The sequence below is a fragment of the Chryseobacterium sp. JUb7 genome, from assembly GCF_024806495.1.
In the GTDB taxonomy this organism is placed as follows: Bacteria; Bacteroidota; Bacteroidia; order Flavobacteriales; family Weeksellaceae; genus Chryseobacterium.
Map to the genome: position 1 here is coordinate 165,663 of NZ_JANUFF010000008.1, position 20,326 is coordinate 185,988.

Annotated in this window: 18 protein-coding genes and 1 CRISPR repeat array (1 of these 19 running past the window's edge); of the genes, 11 read left to right on the plus strand and 7 right to left on the minus strand. The window is 34.4% G+C overall.

The window, feature by feature from the left end; all coding sequences use genetic code 11:
- Positions 1-2,505: direct repeats of the CRISPR family, unit length 47 nt; unit sequence GTTGTGTGTTATCACGAAGATAATAAAATTTGAAAGCAATTCACAAC (it extends 391 nt beyond the left edge of the window).
- Positions 2,506-2,643: 138 nt separating this feature from the next.
- Positions 2,644-5,031 (minus strand): hypothetical protein, encoded by a 2,388-nt coding sequence (locus M2373_RS15400; protein WP_259111936.1) that lies wholly within the window; start codon positions 5,029-5,031, stop codon positions 2,644-2,646.
- Between the two features lie 322 nt (positions 5,032-5,353).
- On the opposite strand from M2373_RS15400, the gene M2373_RS15405 reads away from it, so the two are divergent.
- Positions 5,354-6,034: a YceI family protein gene (locus tag M2373_RS15405; protein WP_259111937.1), complete on the plus strand. Its 681-nt coding sequence runs from the start codon at positions 5,354-5,356 to the stop codon at positions 6,032-6,034.
- 109 nt (positions 6,035-6,143) lie between these two features.
- Here M2373_RS15405 and M2373_RS15410 read toward each other — a convergent pair whose 3' ends face one another.
- The gene (locus M2373_RS15410) at positions 6,144-6,500 is read right to left on the minus strand and encodes a hypothetical protein (RefSeq protein ID WP_259111938.1); all 357 of its coding nucleotides are present in this window, start codon (positions 6,498-6,500) and stop codon (positions 6,144-6,146) included.
- Between the two features lie 56 nt (positions 6,501-6,556).
- Between M2373_RS15410 and M2373_RS15415 the strand changes: the two genes are divergently transcribed.
- The 6 genes from M2373_RS15415 (at position 6,557) to M2373_RS15440 (ending at position 13,098) form a co-directional block, all read left to right on the plus strand.
- A complete protein-coding gene (locus M2373_RS15415; protein ID WP_259111939.1) occupies positions 6,557-6,832 on the plus strand; it encodes a DUF1294 domain-containing protein in 276 nt (91 codons plus the stop codon).
- 246 nt (positions 6,833-7,078) lie between these two features.
- Entirely contained in the window at positions 7,079-7,627 is a 549-nt protein-coding gene (locus tag M2373_RS15420; RefSeq protein WP_259111940.1) for a type 1 glutamine amidotransferase domain-containing protein, read from the plus strand.
- 205 nt (positions 7,628-7,832) lie between these two features.
- Positions 7,833-9,641, plus strand: a complete 1,809-nt coding sequence (gene typA / locus M2373_RS15425) for a translational GTPase TypA (protein ID WP_259111941.1) — start codon at positions 7,833-7,835, stop codon at positions 9,639-9,641.
- A gap of 211 nt (positions 9,642-9,852) precedes the next feature.
- Complete coding sequence (locus M2373_RS15430) at positions 9,853-11,091, plus strand: Gfo/Idh/MocA family oxidoreductase (RefSeq protein WP_259111942.1); 1,239 nt, start codon at positions 9,853-9,855, stop codon at positions 11,089-11,091.
- 41 nt (positions 11,092-11,132) lie between these two features.
- On the plus strand, positions 11,133-11,339 hold the full coding sequence (locus tag M2373_RS15435) for a hypothetical protein (protein WP_259111943.1): 207 nt from the start codon (positions 11,133-11,135) through the stop codon (positions 11,337-11,339).
- A gap of 148 nt (positions 11,340-11,487) precedes the next feature.
- A complete protein-coding gene (locus M2373_RS15440; protein WP_259111944.1) occupies positions 11,488-13,098 on the plus strand; it encodes a glycoside hydrolase family 10 protein in 1,611 nt (536 codons plus the stop codon).
- Positions 13,099-13,180: 82 nt separating this feature from the next.
- Here the strand turns inward: M2373_RS15440 and M2373_RS15445 are convergent, their stop codons facing one another.
- A complete protein-coding gene (locus M2373_RS15445; protein ID WP_259111945.1) occupies positions 13,181-13,354 on the minus strand; it encodes a bacteriocin-like protein in 174 nt (57 codons plus the stop codon).
- Between the two features lie 212 nt (positions 13,355-13,566).
- On the opposite strand from M2373_RS15445, the gene M2373_RS15450 reads away from it, so the two are divergent.
- Together M2373_RS15450 and ychF are read left to right on the plus strand one after the other, a co-directional pair.
- Complete coding sequence (locus M2373_RS15450) at positions 13,567-14,118, plus strand: ferritin (protein WP_259111946.1); 552 nt, start codon at positions 13,567-13,569, stop codon at positions 14,116-14,118.
- A gap of 178 nt (positions 14,119-14,296) precedes the next feature.
- Complete coding sequence (gene ychF / locus M2373_RS15455; protein ID WP_259111947.1) at positions 14,297-15,388, plus strand: redox-regulated ATPase YchF; 1,092 nt, start codon at positions 14,297-14,299, stop codon at positions 15,386-15,388.
- Positions 15,389-15,531: 143 nt separating this feature from the next.
- On the opposite strand, the gene M2373_RS15460 is transcribed toward ychF, so the two are convergent.
- Complete coding sequence (locus M2373_RS15460) at positions 15,532-15,693, minus strand: hypothetical protein (RefSeq protein WP_259111948.1); 162 nt, start codon at positions 15,691-15,693, stop codon at positions 15,532-15,534.
- A 22-nt stretch (positions 15,694-15,715) separates the two neighbouring features.
- Positions 15,716-15,877 carry a bacteriocin gene (locus M2373_RS15465; RefSeq protein ID WP_259111949.1) on the minus strand — a complete coding sequence of 54 codons (162 nt, stop codon included), beginning with the start codon at positions 15,875-15,877 and terminating at the stop codon, positions 15,716-15,718.
- Between the two features lie 536 nt (positions 15,878-16,413).
- Between M2373_RS15465 and M2373_RS15470 the strand changes: the two genes are divergently transcribed.
- The gene (locus M2373_RS15470; RefSeq protein WP_259111950.1) at positions 16,414-17,361 is read left to right on the plus strand and encodes an AraC family transcriptional regulator; all 948 of its coding nucleotides are present in this window, start codon (positions 16,414-16,416) and stop codon (positions 17,359-17,361) included.
- Between the two features lie 89 nt (positions 17,362-17,450).
- Positions 17,451-18,215, plus strand: a complete 765-nt coding sequence (locus tag M2373_RS15475; protein ID WP_259111951.1) for an SDR family NAD(P)-dependent oxidoreductase — start codon at positions 17,451-17,453, stop codon at positions 18,213-18,215.
- Positions 18,216-18,388: 173 nt separating this feature from the next.
- Here M2373_RS15475 and M2373_RS15480 read toward each other — a convergent pair whose 3' ends face one another.
- Positions 18,389-19,537 (minus strand): methionine aminotransferase, encoded by a 1,149-nt coding sequence (locus tag M2373_RS15480; protein WP_259111952.1) that lies wholly within the window; start codon positions 19,535-19,537, stop codon positions 18,389-18,391.
- Between the two features lie 135 nt (positions 19,538-19,672).
- Positions 19,673-20,290: a hypothetical protein gene (locus M2373_RS15485; protein ID WP_259111953.1), complete on the minus strand. Its 618-nt coding sequence runs from the start codon at positions 20,288-20,290 to the stop codon at positions 19,673-19,675.
- Between the last annotated feature and the right edge of the window lie 36 nt (positions 20,291-20,326).

A 20,326-nucleotide genomic window follows, 5' to 3' on the forward strand; every position in this document is an offset into this window, starting at 1 on the left:
TGTTATCACGAAGATAATAAAATTTGAAAGCAATTCACAACACTCGGAAAGTAATTGAATTGCCTTTTCTCGTTGTGTGTTATCACGAAGATAATAAAATTTGAAAGCAATTCACAACGATACCAGTTTAAAGTTGGTGTGTCGGAATGTTGTGTGTTATCACGAAGATAATAAAATTTGAAAGCAATTCACAACCGCCTTTATCTCCTTTAGGAGGCATTTGGCGTTGTGTGTTATCACGAAGATAATAAAATTTGAAAGCAATTCACAACTGTTTCCCGTTGCACTATCTCTTCCTATTTGTTGTGTGTTATCACGAAGATAATAAAATTTGAAAGCAATTCACAACTACCTCCCTTAGCATTCTTAAAGCCCCCTAGTTGTGTGTTATCACGAAGATAATAAAATTTGAAAGCAATTCACAACGTTAAAGCCGAGCGCCGTGTTAAAGCCGTCGTTGTGTGTTATCACGAAGATAATAAAATTTGAAAGCAATTCACAACTGATACCTCAACTTCTTTGTTTAAAATCATGTTGTGTGTTATCACGAAGATAATAAAATTTGAAAGCAATTCACAACAAATTCTGCCTGAATGTTTACACGATCTTTGTTGTGTGTTATCACGAAGATAATAAAATTTGAAAGCAATTCACAACTAAAGTTCCACTTTATCAAATAACTTAAACGTTGTGTGTTATCACGAAGATAATAAAATTTGAAAGCAATTCACAACAAGAGCCTCGATGTCGGCGTAAGCTTTTACGTTGTGTGTTATCACGAAGATAATAAAATTTGAAAGCAATTCACAACTAATGCGAGCGCATTAATTCCGCTTTACGAGTTGTGTGTTATCACGAAGATAATAAAATTTGAAAGCAATTCACAACGGATAGGCTAAATCTATCGGTTTACGCGTCGTTGTGTGTTATCACGAAGATAATAAAATTTGAAAGCAATTCACAACTACAGCAGGTTTTGGATCAAAACAAAAGTAGTTGTGTGTTATCACGAAGATAATAAAATTTGAAAGCAATTCACAACTATATAACATTTGTTATGTATTATTTTTTAGTTGTGTGTTATCACGAAGATAATAAAATTTGAAAGCAATTCACAACGGTTTTCGGTCAACGGCTTTGGAAGGCCTTGTTGTGTGTTATCACGAAGATAATAAAATTTGAAAGCAATTCACAACTAAAGCAAAATATAATTATCATTATCCATCGTTGTGTGTTATCACGAAGATAATAAAATTTGAAAGCAATTCACAACTGCCCTTGGAAGGGTAAAGGTGCCTGTACAGTTGTGTGTTATCACGAAGATAATAAAATTTGAAAGCAATTCACAACCAATTCTTGCTATAACTTGAGAACGCAACTGTTGTGTGTTATCACGAAGATAATAAAATTTGAAAGCAATTCACAACGCATGTGAATGGAGGGCTTCCATTTTCCCAGTTGTGTGTTATCACGAAGATAATAAAATTTGAAAGCAATTCACAACGTGATTATGTCAATGGAATAAAAAACTGGTGTTGTGTGTTATCACGAAGATAATAAAATTTGAAAGCAATTCACAACTGCTCTACTACGTTGTCTTCGATAGACCCGGTTGTGTGTTATCACGAAGATAATAAAATTTGAAAGCAATTCACAACGGAATATCATTTAGTAATAGATAATTTTCGGTTGTGTGTTATCACGAAGATAATAAAATTTGAAAGCAATTCACAACAAGCTATCTGAAGTCTCGCCTTTGCTTGCGGTTGTGTGTTATCACGAAGATAATAAAATTTGAAAGCAATTCACAACGCATTTTAATAAATGCCTTGTAATATCTTTGTTGTGTGTTATCACGAAGATAATAAAATTTGAAAGCAATTCACAACACGAGGACTTATCATTATTGAATGCACAATGTTGTGTGTTATCACGAAGATAATAAAATTTGAAAGCAATTCACAACCTAAGCTTAACGGGTTACCGTTCATTGAATGTTGTGTGTTATCACGAAGATAATAAAATTTGAAAGCAATTCACAACCGGCACAGGTTCAGGATGTAATTCTGGTGGGTTGTGTGTTATCACGAAGATAATAAAATTTGAAAGCAATTCACAACGTAAGCTTCGTGTAACTTATGTTTTATCATGTTGTGTGTTATCACGAAGATAATAAAATTTGAAAGCAATTCACAACAATAACGACTACCATCACATAAAAAAAAATGTTGTGTGTTATCACGAAGATAATAAAATTTGAAAGCAATTCACAACAGACTCTATGACAGAAAAGATAATCCGGCTGTTGTGTGTTATCACGAAGATAATAAAATTTGAAAGCAATTCACAACTACTGTAACAAAAGCGGATAATAGTACAAAGTTGTGTGTTATCACGAAGATAATAAAATTTGAAAGCAATTCACAACAAATAATAATCTCCATATTCAGACATAAAAGTTGTGTGTTATCACGAAGATAACAAAATTTGAAAACAATTAAGATAAGAAAGTAGAAATTATATTGAAATTTTCTGAAGTTGCAGTTATTCAAGATTATCAATAATTAGAGGGAATATTATCCTCTTTTAAAATGAAATCAGCACAATCGGTTGACTGTGCTGATAAATGTATTTTATTAATAATTATTTGATTTCATAATAATAAAGAGGAGTATCGTTATTTCTGTCATATCCCATAATAATTATTTTATAATGTTTGGCATCATCATTATTGAAGAATTCTACTTTTGTCGGTTCATTGGGTTGCACTTCTAAGTATGGATTCCAATATAAAACACTGCGGGTGTCGCTAGGGAGTGCTTTAAAGCTTTCGTTATCGTAAGAAGGATTGTTGAAAGGAACTTCTTTATCGTAACCATTCAGTGTTATTTGTCTTAATTGAGAAGGCTTGCTGGTGTCGGATACAGTTCCTCCACCTCTGCGGGTGTAAATAGCGATAGCTCCGTTTCCACCGCCTCCGGCAAAAATTCCTTTAATCACTTTGACCATGGCAATATCTGAAATGGAAATACTTGAAATCTGATTAGCATCAGCTGGCATTTCATCAAGATATAACCCTACTTTATCGCCTCTCAAATAAGGGGTATAAGTTCCGTCTTGCAATCGCACCTGTAGTCCGGCAACTCTTCCCTGCAGCCATTGTAGAACATTGGACGAGCCTAATGCCTGAGGATTATTCACAAAATCAAAAACTTCTTCATTGGCACTTCTGAATAGTGCGCTGCTTAGCTGAGCATTTAATTTTTTTGTACTGTTTTTTCGTTCTCCTTTCAGTTTTATTTCCTCAATATCGGTCAGCTTATCATTAATGATTTTTTGAGTACTGATTGTAGTGAGTGAACGGGAAACTTCTGTAGGGATCTTATCCTCGGATGTACGTTCAGTAAGCTTAAAAATACTTGTAGGTAAAGCTTTTCTATAGGGTATAAAATCAAAATTAGGCTGAAAAAAAACAGATGATTCATTTTTTAATCCTTTTTGATCAGAGTTTAATTGATAAGAAAATTTCATAGAATCTTCAAATAATAGATTATTTAAAGCAAAAAATCCATTACTATCCGTTTTCACCTGAAAAAACTTAGTTCCTGAACCGGAATCAAAGATCAGATTAAGATCTGTGTTGGGAGCGGGTTGTCCTTTGATATTGACTTTTCCTTTATAAGAGAGATAATTTACCGGTGTATTTCTGATCATAGGGTAGTTTCCCGACATTATTGTTTTCCATTCGAAACGTTTCCATTTTTCTGAAATAAGAATGGCATCTAATGCCTCTATATTTCTGTTTTTAACAAAATACTGTGCGGGATTTACAATTTGAGATGTAATATCGCCGGTAAGCCATAACGAGCTTAAAAGACTTTCCTGATCTTCCGTACTTTCTGTATTGGCGTCCATCACGACAACAGTATAGTCTGAATAGTTAGGGTCTTTGGTAATGGTAAATGAATTTTGTCCTCTTGGAATATCATTAATAGATAAAGGCTGTAAATTTGGCTGTTTTATTTGCAGAGATTGTGGTTGAACAAAAGAGAGCCTTTGAACAACGATATTTTCTTTATCATCAAAAACAGTCAGTTGGAGGATGCCGTTAACCAGTTGGTTATTTGGAATAGAATAAGAAGTGTCGTTATTAATCTTAGCGACCCGGGCTTTGTAAACAAGCTGATTGTTTATCGTTCCTAATATTTTATAAGACGGAGATCCTTGTGGTAAATTATTCGTTTTAAGTGTGTATTTAATATGATCAGGGTTACTTGTTACCTGAAGGTTTATACCTGAGGCTGAAACTTCAGGCAGATCAATATTTTGTTTCTGTCCTTTATCATCCTGAACGATCAGTTTGTATTTCTTACCTGTTTTTGGAGTAATACTGAATGATCCTGCATTTTGATCATATCCTTTAAAGGTGGCAATTTTTGTGTCAGGATTTTCCGAATCGACTATATATCCATCCCAAATTGACGGAGTAGCGCCTTTTGACTGTAAACGTACGGCAAATTTTGTGTTAATACCGTCTATAAATGAACCGCTTTCCGGATATACGGCAGCGCTCCAGTTTGCAGAAGTGTCAATAATTAACTTTTGTGGTGATGAAGGATTGTACACTGCAATAGGTTTTATCACCTGAAAATCTTCACTAAAATTAGTCATCCAGGTGGTGTAAGCTCTCACGTAATAAACGTCTTCTTTTAATGTTTCCGGAAGACTGATGCTTCCGCTTCCTTCACCGTTAAGAAGAGGAACTATTTTTTTCCCGATTTGTTTTTTGTTACTGTCATATAATTCAACAAATAAAGATGTTGAAATCGTTGATGAACTGTAGCCTTCGAATACAAAAGATTTAAACCATAAGTTTTCTCCTGCTACAAAATTATTTTTATTAAACAGCAAATGTATTTTTTCCTGCGGGTACTTTTGTTCAAATGTTTTAAGAGCCTGTTCAGCTTTCTCCTGGGCATTAAAAGATGTAAGACAGCCTAAAACAAATAATAGAATGAGTTTTTTTGACATGGTAGTTTAGAAATTGTGTTTTAAAATTTGAAAGGGCAAAAATACATTTTTAGACTAATCATAACAACTGTTTATGCTGTATAGTTACATATTTAGGGGTATTAAGTGGTGTTGTGTTGAAAATTTAAGGACATTACGAGGTATTAGTTGAAAATAGTTTAAAAAATAAACCTGAAAGACTTTTTATTTTCTTGATCTATGTTAAGTTGGTAGACTATTAATTTTTTTACTTTTGACCTGTCGAAAACCTGAGATATTGATGTTTTTATTAAAATTTCAATATCTTAGATTGAATTAATAAACTTTTTACAATTCAAAAAATATGAAAAAACTTAGTGTAATTGCGTTAGTGGCTGTAGGATTATTGGCAGCATCATGTAACAAAGAAAAATCTGCAGATACAGCTGCAACATCTTCAGAGCAGACTGTTGCAGAAGGTAAAGGTGAAGTTTTACCGGTAGATGTAGCTGCTTCTGTTGTTAACTGGAAAGCTTTCCATAAAGGAGGTTTTGCACCACGTTGGGGAACCATCAATGTTAAATCCGGAGATTTAAATGTTGAAGGTGGACAACTTTCTGCAGGAAGCTTCGTTATTGATATGACATCTATTAAAGTAGATCCTGCTTCAGTTACTGAAAAAGATAAAAAACCGGCAGATCTTGAGGCTCACCTTAAAAATCCAGACTTCTTTGACGTAGCAAAAAATCCAACTTCTGATTTCAAGATTACAAGTGTTACTGATCTTAAAGATGCACCAAAAGAGGGCGCAATTGCAGGAGCCAATAAAACAGTAAGCGGAAACTTAACATTATCAGGAAAAACAGTAAATGTAACTTTCCCTGCAAAAGTAGATGTTACAGAAAACTCGGCTGCTATTCAGGCTAAATTTACCGTAAACAGAGCCGACTGGGGAATCAAATTCGGAACTGACGAAACAGATCCTGCAGAATGGATGATCAGCAAAGACATCGAAATTGCAGTAGATGTAAAAGCTAAAAAATAATTGTTAGATTATAACTAATCTACAGGGCTGCTTTCTTTTGAAGGCAGCTTTTTTCATGCAACAGATGTGTTTTTTATTCATATAATCTTTAGATTTAATAATTTAAATCTCAATTCAAAAACTCCGTCCCTTTCACCCTTACACAATATTCGCTCCCTAAATACAAAGGATTACCATGCTTTTCAGACCAGAATCCATCCAGAATATCCTTATTTAAACATCGATATACAGCTACGCCTTTATAGACTTTGTGATCATCACCTTCATAGTTAAAGTTAAGGACTAAAATCTGGTCTTTGTAAAATCCGGTGCCGTTTTGCAAGTGATCACCGATTATCCATTGTGCGATAATACGGTTATTTTCATCGAGAGATAAAGTTAATATCCCATGATAAGAAATATAGTCTCCTTCTTCCTGATTGCTGCCCTGAATAGAATAGCTTCCTGCCAGATCCTGTACTGTCATTGATTTTATTTTAATGAATTTGCAAAGTTATGGAATCTTGTTTTAGATTTGTTCATATGTTTTATTTATTAATTGTAGTCAATCTTATCAGTTTTATCATTTTTGGTTTAGACAAAAGAAAAGCCATCCAACATCAGAGAAGAATTTCAGAGTCATTTTTATTGACGGTGACATTTCTTGGAGGGACATTTGGAGCTGTTTTGGCAATGCTTATTTTCAGGCATAAAGTATCGAAAAAATCTTTTTTGTGGAAATTTGGGGTGGTTATTTTGATACAGCTTGTTGTTTTTTATTTTCTAAAAGAGAAGTTCAAAATAAGTTCTTTTCTTTGAAATTTATGAGTCTGAGAAGGTTGCCTGTTTATAGATTCGGGTAGCGTAGCGTATCCTATCGTTAAGATGCCTGGTTTCTCGATGCAAAATTCTTTTCAGCCATATTGCAGCCAATTTCTACCCGAACTTACGAAGTTTGAGATTGACGACTTTTTGAGTATTTAACAAAATTTATATACCACATTAAACTCGCTCGGCATCATATTTTCTTTTGATAATACTTAGAAACACCAAAATATCAATATTATGTCAAAAAAAATCGCCATTCTGGCAACACACGGTTTCGAAGAAAGTGAATTATCATCACCAAAAGAGTATCTGGAGCAGCAGGGCTGGACAGCACATATCATCAGTCCGGAATCAGGAACGATTAAAGCTTGGACCGAAAAAGACTGGGGCAAAGACTACAACGTAGACAAAACATTAGACGAAGTTTCAGCTTCTGAATATCATGCATTGGTTTTGCCGGGTGGAGTAATCAACCCAGACCAGTTGAGAACCAACGAAAAAGCATTGGATTTTGTGAGAGATTTTTTCAGGCAGCAAAAACCGGTGGCTGCCATTTGTCACGGACCACAAATTTTAATTAATGCCGAAGTAGTGGAAGGAAGAAATTTAACTTCGGTAAATTCCATCAGTAAAGATCTGAAGAATGCCGGAGCCCATTGGGAAGATAGCGAAGTAGTTGTTGATAACGGGTTAGTTACGAGCAGAACACCAAAAGATTTACCCGCTTTTAATGCTAAAATGGTCGAAGAAATTAAAGAAGGCAAACACGAAGAGCAGACGCTGTAATTTTTAATTTTACAAAATAATCAGGGGTTTGAGTTGAAAAACTTAAACCTTTTTTTTATTCTGAATATCTCTGTATTAAGTCCTTATAACAGGCTATTTCCTGAGGATTTTTAATAACCTTCTCATTATGAAATTGTTAAATATTACATAATCTTTTTAATTAATTCATTTAAAATCACTATTTTTGCACCCGTAAAAATCCTATATGCAAAACATTAGAAATATTGCGATTATCGCACACGTTGACCACGGGAAGACGACTTTGGTTGACAAAATCATTCACGCTACCAATATTTTCAGAGAAAATCAGGAGAGTGGAGAATTAATTATGGATAACAATGATCTTGAAAGAGAAAGAGGGATCACGATCTTATCCAAGAATATTTCTGTTACTTATAAAGACACAAAAATTAACGTAATCGATACTCCTGGTCACGCCGATTTCGGTGGTGAGGTAGAAAGAGTATTGAAAATGGCAGATGGGGTTATTTTGTTGGTGGATGCGTTCGAAGGACCAATGCCACAGACAAGATTCGTACTTCAGAAAGCTTTGGAACTAGGTTTAAGACCATTGGTTGTTATCAATAAAGTAGATAAACCAAACTGTCGTCCGGATGAAGTTCACGATCAGGTATTTGATTTATTCTTCAACTTGGAGGCTACTGAAGAGCAATTGGATTTCCCAACGTTCTACGGTTCTTCTAAGCAAGGATGGTTCAATACTTCATTGGAACAGACTGAAGATATTTTACCATTATTAGACGGAATTCTACAGTATGTTCCTGAACCGAAGGTAGAAGAAGGAACTTTGCAGATGCAGATCGTTTCTTTAGATTTCTCTTCTTTCTTAGGAAGAATTGCAATCGGAAAAGTGATCAGAGGTGAAATCAAAGAATCTCAATGGATCGGATTGGCACAAGCTGACGGAAAAGTATTAAAAGGTAAAGTGAAAGAACTTTATGTTTTTGAAGGACTAGGAAAGAAAAAAGTTACTGAAGTAAAAGCAGGTGATATCTGTGCTGTTGTAGGTTTTGATGCCTTCCAGATCGGTGATTCTTTCGTAGATCTTGAAAATCCTGAACCATTGCCAAGAACTGCAATTGATGAGCCTACGTTGAACATGACGTTCTCTATCAACAATTCACCTTTCTTCGGTAAAGATGGTAAGTATGTAACTTCAAATCACTTAAAAGAAAGATTAACGAAAGAATTAGAGAAAAACCTAGCATTAAGAGTTCAGCAGACTGATGATGCAAACACTTTCTTGGTATTCGGTAGAGGTATTCTTCACTTGTCAGTTTTGATTGAAACAATGAGAAGAGAAGGTTACGAAATGACGATTGGTCAGCCTCAAGTTATTTTGAGAGAAGACGAAAATGGTCAAAAATTGGAGCCTTATGAATCTTTAGTTGTAGATGTTCCTGAAGAATATGCTTCAAGAGTGATCGATTTGGCAACTCAGAGAAAAGGTGACCTTCACATTATGGAAACTAAAGGTGAAATGCAACACATGGAATTCGAAATTCCTTCAAGAGGTTTGATCGGATTGCGTTCTCAAATGTTGACTGCTACTGCTGGTGAAGCTATTATGGCACACCGTTTCACAGAATACAAGCCTTTCAAAGGTGCTATTCCTGGAAGAAGTAATGGAGTATTGATCAGCAAAACTCAAGGTCCGGCTACAGAATATTCTATCGCGAAATTGCAGGATAGAGGTAAGTTCTATGTTGATCCGGGTGAGGAGATCTATGCAGGTATGGTAATTGGTGAGCAAAATAAGCCAGGTGACTTAGTAGTAAACATTGTGGAAGCAAAACAATTGAACAACATGCGTGCTTCTGGAAAAGATAAAGATACCGGAGTTGCTCCAAAAATCTTATTCTCTCTTGAAGAATGTATGGAATATATCCAGGCTGATGAAGCGATTGAGGTGACTCCAAACTTTATCCGTATGAGAAAGAAAATCCTTTCTGAAGAAGAAAGAAAAAGAATGGATAGAGGAGCAAAAGCTTAATTCAATTCTTATATATAAACTTAAAGTCCTGATTTTTTCAGGACTTTTTTATTTGTGTTTATTAAAATTATAGGAAGTTATAATTTTGATGAATAAAATTTTTATTTTGATTTAAATGTAATTTGTTAATTTTATTGTTATTTAATCAATCATATTTATTTATGATGGTGTTTTGTTTAATTTTTGTTTATTAATTTTAAAATCACACAAGATGGAAAATAATATTAAAAGCAGACTTTTAATAAGCGCTACGTCCAAAAAACAAATTGAAAAACAATATATTTTAGTAGGATTAGGACCTCATGCAAAGCGCATTTATTATCCTTTTCTGGAAAAATATCAAAAGAAATACGGAATTAAATTACGATTACTGATAGAACTTGACTCTCAGCAGAGCAGTATTAATAAGTTTATCATATCACGATCTTTAAAACCTGAAGAAATTTTTTTAATTAAAGATAATATTAAAAATAGATTAGGTAGGGTTTTAGAAAACAACCTCTTAAAAAGACTTGACGATTTGATAAGTAAAGAAAATATTGATGGTATTATAATCTCAACAGAGCCAAAATCGCACAAGATTTATGCAGACTGGGCCATGAAAAACAATATTAATATTCTGATGGATAAACCTATTACTGCTCCCGTTGATCCTATTACGAAACCTGCGTCTGCCAGAAAAATATATTCCGATTATCAGGACCTGAAAAATAGAAAACAAAACTCAAAGTCAAGGTTTTATATTGTCTGTCAAAGGAGAAATCATAAAGGTTTTAGCTTGGTTAAAGATTATCTGCAAAAGTTTGTTGATGAATTTCAAATACCGATTTCATACATCGGAATCTATCATTCTGACGGAACATGGAATCTTCCGCATGAATTTGAAAAAGAAAATCATCCCTATAAATACGGTTATGGAAAATTAATGCATTCCGGTTACCATTGCGTGGATTTATTTGCATGGATCTCTGAGGTTAACAATTCCTTGAAAGACAGAAAAGCCAATTCTGCAAAAATCTATACCTCAAAATTCCTCCCGAATGATTTTTTTAACCAACTTAATATTAAAAACTATAAAAATTTCTTTGGAAATACTGAAATACAAAAGTTCTATGAAAATTATGACAGAAATGACTATGAAAAATATGGTGAAATTGATGCTTACATTTTAGGGCAGTTAATGCAGGATCAGAATGTAATAACTACAGCCTCTATAATTTTACAGCAAAATACATTTTCAAGAAGAGCATGGTTTGATCTGCCTGAAGATACTTATAAGGGGAATGGCAGGCTGCGGCACGAAAGAGTGAACATTCATGTCTCACAATTCCTGAATATCCAGATACATTCTTATCAATCCTACGAAGCAGGACATAAAGATATAGACATCGAAGGAGTAGGAAACGAAGATCATTTTGATATATATATATTTTTAGGAACAGTAAAGTGATTGGCGGTAAGTCCTTTGAAAAAATATCTATTGGAGAGTCGATGAAAAAAGAAAATTTGGAGGATAAACATTATCTGGGGCACAATGAAAAAGGGCGTGAAGCGACTCTGGTGAATTTTTTAAAAGATAAATCTGATAATTCTGAATTTGAAAATCATGAGCTGACAAATAAGTTGCTGTCAAATATTTATTTATCAATGGCAAAAGAATTTTGTTCAGGGAATTCGCAGTTAACTTTTCGGTTATAATACAAAGCCGTAAGAGGAAAAGTAAAAAGATATTTGACCTTAAAAAAGCGTCGGAAAGATTCTTTTTATGAAAAAAATATTTAAAAACTAATTTTATTCTAGTATCTTTTGAAAATAAAAAAAATAATTTAAAGTAGTTTTGCAAACTATGAGAGTGAACAAATTAAAGCTTATTGTTTTATTGGGAATTTTTGCATCATACACAAGTTGTTCTGTTCAGAACAATACCGTGAAAACGACAAATCCCGTTAAAAATTCGACAAAGCCGAATAATGATACTACAAAGCCAAAAGAACAGGCTGGAACCACAAAACCTGCAGTAACAAATCCAGCTGAAGAAGTCTTCAGAACAACGCTTCCTGAAATAAAAAGAGAATTTCGTGGAGCATGGATTGCAAGTGTTGCCAATATCAACTGGCCTTCAAAGAATACTTTAACTGTTGATCAGCAAAAAGCTGAAGCCATCAGTATGCTCGATATGCTGAAAGATAACAATTTCAATGCTGTTATTTTCCAGATCAGACCTTCTGCGGACGCTTTATATACAAGTAATATCGAGCCCTGGTCTTATTTTTTGACAGGACAGACGGGGCAGGCTCCCTATCCGAATTATGATCCGTTACAGTTTTGGATCGATGAAGCGCATAAAAGAGGTCTTGAACTTCATGTGTGGCTAAATCCCTACAGAGCGCATCATACGGGTGGCGGGGCAGTGACAAGCCAATCGATGGTTAATAAACTTTCAGATATTGTTGTAAGACTGAAAAATGGAACCTACTGGTTTGATCCGGCAAACCCGAAAACTCAGGGACATGTTTCTAATGTAGTGAAAGATATTGTAAAAAGATATGATATTGATGCTGTGCATTTTGATGATTATTTCTATCCTTATGCCACTTACAATAAAGGGGCCGACTTTCCGGATAATACTACCTGGAACGCCTATGTAAGCAGCGGTGGGACATTGTCAAGAGCCGACTGGAGAAGAGATAACGTCAATAAATTTGTCGAAAGAATTTATAAAGAAATCCACGCCGAAAAAAATAACGTAAGATTCGGAATCAGTCCATTTGGAATATGGAAGCCGGGATACCCGACAGGAGTAGTCGGATCTTCTCAATATGATGAGCTGTATGCAGATGCCAAATTGTGGCTTAATAAAGGCTGGGTTGATTATTTTTCTCCACAGCTTTACTGGCCGATTGATTCTAAAGGTCAGCCCTTTGAAGCTCTCTTAAACTGGTGGAAATCCGAAAATACGATGAACCGTCATCTTTGGCCGGGTTTAAATACAGTTGAAGTTAAAACTTCAGATCGTCCAACTGAAATTAAAAATCAGATTGAAATTTCAAGACAGATTCTCGGAAAAGATGCGGGAGAAATTCATTGGAGTATTGCAGGATTAACGAAAAACCCGAACATGCTTCCTACCTTAAAAAACGGACCTTATAAAGAAAAAGTATTGGTTCCTAAGACTCCCTGGATAAAAACAGTTCCTTTACAGACCCCAACCTTATTTACCAATGACAATGGCAGCTTTGTTCAGGCCAGCTGGAGCAATAAAAATATAAAAGATGTTTTCCAATGGGTACTTTTCACTCAGTATAACGGAGTTTGGGAAACAGAAATTTTAACTCTTGATCAGCTATCCAGAGATATTCCTAAGTTTAAAGACGGAAAAAAATTAAGTGGAATAGCTATTAAAGCTACCGACAGATTAGGAAATGAAAGTGATTATATAGCGAAAAAAGTAAAATAACTAATTTCTGCGAGATCTTAAAATAATAAACCCAGCTCATCAAGAGCTGGGTTTTTGTATGTCTCAACTGCAAACTTTGTCCTTAATTACTCAAATTAAAGCAATCTAAATTGGGACAAAGTAATACCTGAACTTCAGTAAGATTAAGCAGTCCGGAATCTGCCAGTGTACAGAGAAGTTTGCATACAGGATCCAGTAATCCACCTCCAGAAACGGTTTTAAGCTCATTTCTGTCTAATTTTTTTAAATTTTTCATGATAATAATTTTTTGTTTGGTTAATACTATCCTAAAATAGGAATAATTGCAATAAATACAGGTTTTTTATTTTAGAATAACTATAAATTATTAATTTAAAACAATGTAATTCAATAAATTATAAATGGTATTCGGGTGTTTTCATTGAAATTAAAAATATTCTCGGAATCATTTTTGTATCATTATCTGTAATCACACAAAAAATATACATTATGAATACTAAAAGACTTTCCGACACTATGGAAAAAGCATTAAGTGACCAAATGAATAAAGAAATTTTAGCGTCACACGTTTTTCTATCTTACGGAATTTGGGCAGATGACAAAGGCTATCAGGGAATTGCGAATTTCCTTTACAGACATGCGCAGGAAGAAAGAAATCACTCCATTAAATTCATGGAATATGTGTTAAACAGAGGTGGAAAGCCCAAAGTAGATGCTATCCCGGCCCCGCCAAAAGATCCGGAATCTTTATCTGCGTGTTTTGACGGTGTTTTTAAGCATGAAGTCGATAACACAACCTCGATTTACAGGCTGGTAGATCTTGCTTTAGAAGAAAAAGACTGGGCAACATGGAATTTTATGCAGTGGTTTGTTCAGGAACAGATTGAAGAAGAAACATTAGCTCAAAACTTAATTGACAAACTGAAAATTGCAGGTGGAGACCGTGCTACGGATGAATCATTATTTACTTTAGATAAAACTCTGCAGGAAGCACCCAACGATGTTCCGCTGGCTCAGGAAGCTACAGGTGCAAATCCTTAAATCTAAATAATACAACTCAAATTATAAAATCTGTCAGAATATTGGCAGATTTTTTTATTATGAATCTCCCTTTAAAATCACTATCTTTGCACCCTCATAATTCAAGGTTTTATATTCAGCGTTTAAAGCCGCGAAAACCTTGAATGAAAATTGAACTTTAAACTTTGAATTTTACAATATGAAATGTGGAATCGTAGGCTTACCAAATGTAGGTAAATCAACTCTTTTTAACTGCTTGAGCAACGCAAAAGCTCAATCAGCAAACTATCCTTTCTGTACAATCGAACCCAACTTAGGAACAGTTTCTGTACCTGACCAAAGATTGTTTGAATTGGAAAAAATTGTAAAACCGGAGAGAGTTTTACCGGCTGTTGTTGAGATTGTTGATATTGCAGGTCTTGTAAAAGGAGCAAGTAAAGGAGAAGGTTTAGGAAACCAATTCTTGGCAAATATTCGTGAATGTGAAGCTATTATTCATGTTTTAAGATGTTTCGACAATGGAAATATCGTTCACGTTGAAGGTTCTGTAGATCCGATGAGAGATAAAGAAATCATCGATATTGAACTTCAGTTGAAAGATTTGGAAACTGTTGGAAAAGCAGTTGAAAAAGCTAAAAAGTTCATTAAATCCGGGAAGAAAGACGATATTTTAACTTATGAAACCCTTCAGAATCTTCAGAAATTCTTAGAAGACGGAAAAAATGCAAGAGAATTTGCAGTGGATGATTTTGCAAAATCTGTGATTGAAGAGGTTCAGCTTTTAACCAATAAGCCTGTTCTTTACGTTTGTAATGTGGATGAAAATTCGATTAAAAACGGAAACGACTGGATTGGTAAGATTGAAGAAATGGCTAAAAATGAGGGCGCAGAAGTTGTTGTTTTAGCGGCTCAGATCGAAGCTGATATCAATGAATTGGAGACTTATGAAGAAAGAGAAATTTTCCTTGAAGAACTTGGTCTTACAGAGCCGGGAGTTAACCGTCTGATCAGAAAAGCATACGATTTATTGAAACTTCAGACGTATTTTACAGCTGGTGTTAAAGAAGTCAGAGCTTGGACTATCGGACAGGGATGGACTGCTCCTCAGGCTGCAGGAGTGATCCACACAGATTTCGAAAAAGGATTTATCCGTGCTGAAGTTATTAAGTATGATGACTATATGACTTATGGTTCAGAAGTAAAAATAAAAGAAGCTGGAAAACTTTCTGTGGAGGGCAAAGAATATATTGTGAAAGATGGTGATATTATGCACTTCAGATTCAATGTATAAAAAATATTAAAGTTAGTTATATAAAAAAACGCTTCCGATGTATTTTGGGAGCGTTTTTTGCGTCTGTTATAATTTTAGAGATTAAAAAAACGCCACTCAAATCTAATCTGAGTGGCATTTTTGAAAATATTATAAAAGACTTGTTATGGTTCGATTCCAGGTCTGCATTGTAGTTGTGCGCAGCTTATTGAAATTCTTTTGCAACCGCCTGTCATGGGATCAATGCAGTCTAAAAGTCCACCAGTAATGGCCCGAAGCTGTTTTTTGTTTAGTTTTTTTCCGTTTTGTAAATTTTGATTTTTCATAGTATTGATTTTAGTTTAATGATTAAGGTTCGATTAAAACACGACATTCAAATTCTGCACATTGTCTGCCGTAAGCTTTGCACTGTCCTGTCCACGGATCGATGCATTGCATCAGTCCTCCGGTGATTGACCGAAGCTCTTTTTTGTTCAGTTTTTTTCCTTTTGGAAGGTTCTTGTTTTTCATAGCTATTGATTTTTAGTGAGTTAGTTTATACTAAGTTATGAAAAATATTGAACATAAATCACAAAGTATAGAAAAAATTCAATGTTATGAATAGCATATGAAAAATTTAAACATAAAAATGGACTGAATTTTAGTTTTCAAAGATGTGATAAAAAATACCGTCCAATAGTTGAACGGTATCTTCTTTCATATATATTAAGTGTGTTTATGGTCTGCATTGCTTTTGGGCACAGCTCGGATGAATTTTTGTACAGATAGGAGTGGGATCACAAGGCGGATCTGTACATAATACAGCTTCCATACAATCATATAGGCCGCCGGAAATACTGCGCAATTGTCTTTTGTCTAATTTTTTTCCGTGAATTAAATTTATATTTTTCATAGTAACAGTGATGTTGAATTTGGTGAATACTAATATAAAAATTATTCTTAATATATCACATTAACAAGAATAATTTTAACATATATTAAAAACTAAAGAGCGAATAGATCATAATTTCTAATTTCGTACATTTGATTTATACAAATCCTTGACTATGGAAAAGATGACCCATACTTCATATACTTCGCTGGATGATTTTTATAGGGAAATGACAGCAAAATTGGGAAAAGATATTGAAAGTATTTTCCCGAAAGGTCTTCATAAAGATATTGGTCATTTTAATGTTTTCGATATTGCCCAGACTATTGAGAAAGTGAAAACAACTTCGGAAATGCCTTATAACAGAAGAAAATATTATAAGATAAGTCTGATCCGGGGGAAAAACAGGGCAGAATATGCGGATAAAATTATTCAGATAAAAAATAATGCACTGCTTTTTGCCACTCCCAAAGTTCCCTATCACTGGGTTCCGGAAGATCCTGATCAGTCAGGGAGTTTCTGTGTGTTTACTGAAGATTTTTTTATTAAAGACAAATCACACAGTACGCTTGAGGATTTACCCATTTTTCAGCCCGGAAATGTTCCTTTGTTTGAAATCGATGACGAGTTGGCAGATGAAATTGAACATTTGTATGCAAAAATTAAAAAAGAGATCAATTCCGACTATATCTTTAAGTATGATCTAATCAGAAATTATGTGCTGGAATTAATACATTACGGTCAGAAATTACAGCCTGCTACAAAATTATCAACCTCAAATGATGCTTCGCTACGCGTAGTTACCTTGTTTATAGAGTTGTTGGAAAGGCAGTTTCCGATCGAAACTTCCGAACAGAGACTGCAGCTGAAAACAGCTAAAGATTATGCCGACAGGCTGGCTGTTCATGTGAATTATTTAAATAAAAAATTAAAAGAAAGCACAGGAAAAACAACAACCGAAATCATTGCGGAAAGAATCATTCAGGAAGCAAAAATACTATTGAAACAGTCAAAATGGAATGTCTCAGAGATTGCTTATGCATTAGGGTTTGAAGAAATTGCCCATTTCTCTAACTTTTTTAAGAAAAAAACCTCATTAGCGCCATTGGAATTTCGTTCGTGATTTGAATTTTGCAAATTTCAGTTTGATTGAAGCAAATGCTTCATCATAAAAATATAAGACCTTTGTCTCATCAAAAAACAATCAGAAAAATGGAAACAAGAACAAAAATCGCATTAGTAACAGGTGGAAGCCGTGGATTGGGAAGAAATTCCGCTATAAAAATCGCTCAAAAAGGACTTGATGTCATTATCACATATAGAAGCAACAAAGAAGAGGCAGACAGGGTTATTGAGGAAATTCAGGCATTAGGAAGAAAAGCAATTGCGTATCAGCTCGATACAAAAGATATTAAAAGCTTTGACCTGTTCATAAAAACAGTAGGTGATCATCTGGAAGAAAATACGGCAAGCAGAAATATAGACTATCTTGTAAATAATGCAGGAACAGCCTTGTATTCACCTATTTCAGAAGTAACGGAGGAACAGCTGGATGATATGGTGGATATTCATTTCAAAGGCGTATTTTTCCTGACTCAGAAGTTTTTACCATTTGTGAATGACGGCGGCGGGATTATCAATATTTCATCTGGGCTGGCAAGATTTGCTTTACCGGGATCTTCTGTGTATGGATCGATAAAAGCTGGTGTTGAAATGTTAACGAAATACATAGCGAAAGAGCTGGGTTCAAGAAAAATAAAAGCCAACGTAGTCGCTCCGGGAGCTATCGAAACCGATTTTGGAGGCGGAAGAACCAGAGATGATAAAAATATTAATGATATGGTTTCAAGCATTACTGCTCTGGGAAGAGCCGGATTGCCGGATGATATTGGTGGAGTGGTGGCTTTCTTATGTACGGAAGATGCCCGCTGGATCACAGGACAAAGAATTGAAGCTTCTGGCGGAATGTTTTTATAATATTAATAAAGTACTTAAAAAGCCGGGGATCTCAAAATCTCCGGCTTTTAATTTTTACTTACGGTAAACAAAATGAGCCCCAACAATCTGAGCTATAAGATCTTGGAAAGCTCATTAAAATTATGTCAAAGCGACTGGCTGTAACTTTCAATCTTCCTCTTCCAGCCAATAAATTACAATTTTGATAGATTTTCAATGGCTTTTTCCAGGGTTTCCTGTTTTTTTGCAAAGCATAAACGGATGACATGTTCATTCAGTTTATTTTTATAAAAAGAAGAGAACGGAACACTTGCTACTTTATGATTAACCGTTAATTCACGGGCAAATTCGAAATCATTTTTGTCAGAAATTTTATCATATCTCAATGATTGGAAATAGGTCCCTTCGCAGTCCAGTAATTCAAAAGATGTGGTGACTAAACCTTGTTTCAGAAAATCTCTTTTTTCCTGAAAAAATACATTTAGGCTGTTGTAATGATTTTCATCTTTCATATATTCTGCCAAAGCCAGTTGAATAGGAGTGTTGACAGAGAAAACATTAAACTGATGGATTTTTCTAAATTCATCGGTCAGGATTTTAGGAGCTGCACAATATCCGATTTTCCAGCCTGTCACATGGAAAAGCTTTCCGAAAGAAGCAATCAGAAGACTTCGGTTTTTCAGTTCAGGATATTTACAGATGCTTAGATGCTGTTTGCCGTCAAAGACTATATTTTCGTAGACTTCATCACTTAAAATTAAAATGGAGGTTCCTTCTACGATTTTTATTAATTCCTGAAGGTCATTTTCCTTTAAAACCTTTCCTGATGGATTGTTAGGGTTATTCAGGATGATCATTTTTGTGTTTTCTGAAATCAGATTTTTCATTGCGTTCCAGTCGATTTCATAATCCGGAGCTTTCATTTCGAAACGCTTTACAATTCCTCCGAATAATTCTACAGTAGGCTCATAGCAATCATAAGCAGGCTCAAAAATAATCACTTCATCATCTTTTTTAACAAAAGTGGCAATAGCTGTGAAAATAGCCTGAGTTCCGCCTGCAGTAACGGTAATTTCAGAATCCGGATGATAAATTGCAGCATGGGAATTTTCAATTTTTCTGGCGATCTCTTCTTTTAAACTGATCATTCCACCCATCGGAGCATACTGATTAAAGCCTTTTTTGATGAAATGGTTTACTAAATCCAGCAATTCTGAATCAGGCATGAAATCAGGAAACCCCTGAGATAGATTGATGGCTTCATTTTCGTTGGCCAATTGTGTCATCTGGCTGAAAATTGTAGTTCCCACATTGGAAAGCTTGGATAAAGGAAGTTGTATCATTAATGCGGATTTTTTATTGATACCGAATTTAATTTATTTTTCGCAATAAAAAAAGACTATCTTCTTACAGACAGTCTTTTCTTCAATTTTATGTCAAATCCGGAATCAAGAATTTTAGCATTAAAAAAATGATGTTTACTTAATCCATTCAAATATTTTTTCAGCTTTATGAGTACTTTCAAATCCGTCTACTGGAAAATAAGTCAGGGTATCTTTTTTTAAGATCTCTTTTTTCATCCCGGTAACTTTTTTCTGATGCTCAGACATGATCGTGATGTTGTTTAATTTTAGTTTTTTTACGATAAATTCTGAGCAGTAATATTCTTTATCACTTTCATCAAAAACGTAATCAAAATTAATATTTTCTTTTTCAGAATTTTTGAGAGATTCTTTTATGCCCTCAAGTTGGTTTGTATTAATATCTTTAAGCTTCCAGACGGAAAGATAATTCAGGTCTTCAGGTTTAATGAAATCATTGATGCTTTCAATAAACAGGTTATGATTGTTTTTTTTATTTTTATCGACATATACATGGTAAATGATCAGATGATGATCTTCTACATAACCGATTCCGAGGTGGGAAGCATATTTATTTTTAATATTAAAATCTTTAGCCAGATTTCCTAATTTCCCTGTGGTGCCCCTTTGAATAAGATAAATACTGTGATCATTAAAATCAAGATTTTTGATTTTATAATCCAGCGTTGGCGTTTTATGGAATGAAAAAATTACTATTATGAGCAAAACACTCATAATAGTAACTAAAAAGTTTATTTTATTTTTGAGAAA

Excerpts from the sequence above, each read along its gene's own strand:
- M2373_RS15400 (WP_259111936.1), bottom strand. The coding sequence starts at position 5,031 with ATGTCAAAAAAACTCATTCTATTATTTGTTTTAGGCTGTCTTACATCT.
- M2373_RS15405 (WP_259111937.1), top strand. The coding sequence starts at position 5,354 with ATGAAAAAACTTAGTGTAATTGCGTTAGTGGCTGTAGGATTATTGGCA.
- M2373_RS15410 (WP_259111938.1), bottom strand. The coding sequence starts at position 6,500 with ATGACAGTACAGGATCTGGCAGGAAGCTATTCTATTCAGGGCAGCAAT.
- M2373_RS15415 (WP_259111939.1), top strand. The coding sequence starts at position 6,557 with ATGTTTTATTTATTAATTGTAGTCAATCTTATCAGTTTTATCATTTTT.
- M2373_RS15420 (WP_259111940.1), top strand. The coding sequence starts at position 7,079 with ATGTCAAAAAAAATCGCCATTCTGGCAACACACGGTTTCGAAGAAAGT.
- typA (WP_259111941.1), top strand. The coding sequence starts at position 7,833 with ATGCAAAACATTAGAAATATTGCGATTATCGCACACGTTGACCACGGG.
- M2373_RS15430 (WP_259111942.1), top strand. The coding sequence starts at position 9,853 with ATGGAAAATAATATTAAAAGCAGACTTTTAATAAGCGCTACGTCCAAA.
- M2373_RS15435 (WP_259111943.1), top strand. The coding sequence starts at position 11,133 with ATGAAAAAAGAAAATTTGGAGGATAAACATTATCTGGGGCACAATGAA.
- M2373_RS15440 (WP_259111944.1), top strand. The coding sequence starts at position 11,488 with ATGAGAGTGAACAAATTAAAGCTTATTGTTTTATTGGGAATTTTTGCA.
- M2373_RS15445 (WP_259111945.1), bottom strand. The coding sequence starts at position 13,354 with ATGAAAAATTTAAAAAAATTAGACAGAAATGAGCTTAAAACCGTTTCT.
- M2373_RS15450 (WP_259111946.1), top strand. The coding sequence starts at position 13,567 with ATGAATACTAAAAGACTTTCCGACACTATGGAAAAAGCATTAAGTGAC.
- ychF (WP_259111947.1), top strand. The coding sequence starts at position 14,297 with ATGAAATGTGGAATCGTAGGCTTACCAAATGTAGGTAAATCAACTCTT.
- M2373_RS15460 (WP_259111948.1), bottom strand. The coding sequence starts at position 15,693 with ATGAAAAATCAAAATTTACAAAACGGAAAAAAACTAAACAAAAAACAG.
- M2373_RS15465 (WP_259111949.1), bottom strand. The coding sequence starts at position 15,877 with ATGAAAAACAAGAACCTTCCAAAAGGAAAAAAACTGAACAAAAAAGAG.
- M2373_RS15470 (WP_259111950.1), top strand. The coding sequence starts at position 16,414 with ATGGAAAAGATGACCCATACTTCATATACTTCGCTGGATGATTTTTAT.
- M2373_RS15475 (WP_259111951.1), top strand. The coding sequence starts at position 17,451 with ATGGAAACAAGAACAAAAATCGCATTAGTAACAGGTGGAAGCCGTGGA.
- M2373_RS15480 (WP_259111952.1), bottom strand. The coding sequence starts at position 19,537 with ATGATACAACTTCCTTTATCCAAGCTTTCCAATGTGGGAACTACAATT.
- M2373_RS15485 (WP_259111953.1), bottom strand. The coding sequence starts at position 20,290 with ATGAGTGTTTTGCTCATAATAGTAATTTTTTCATTCCATAAAACGCCA.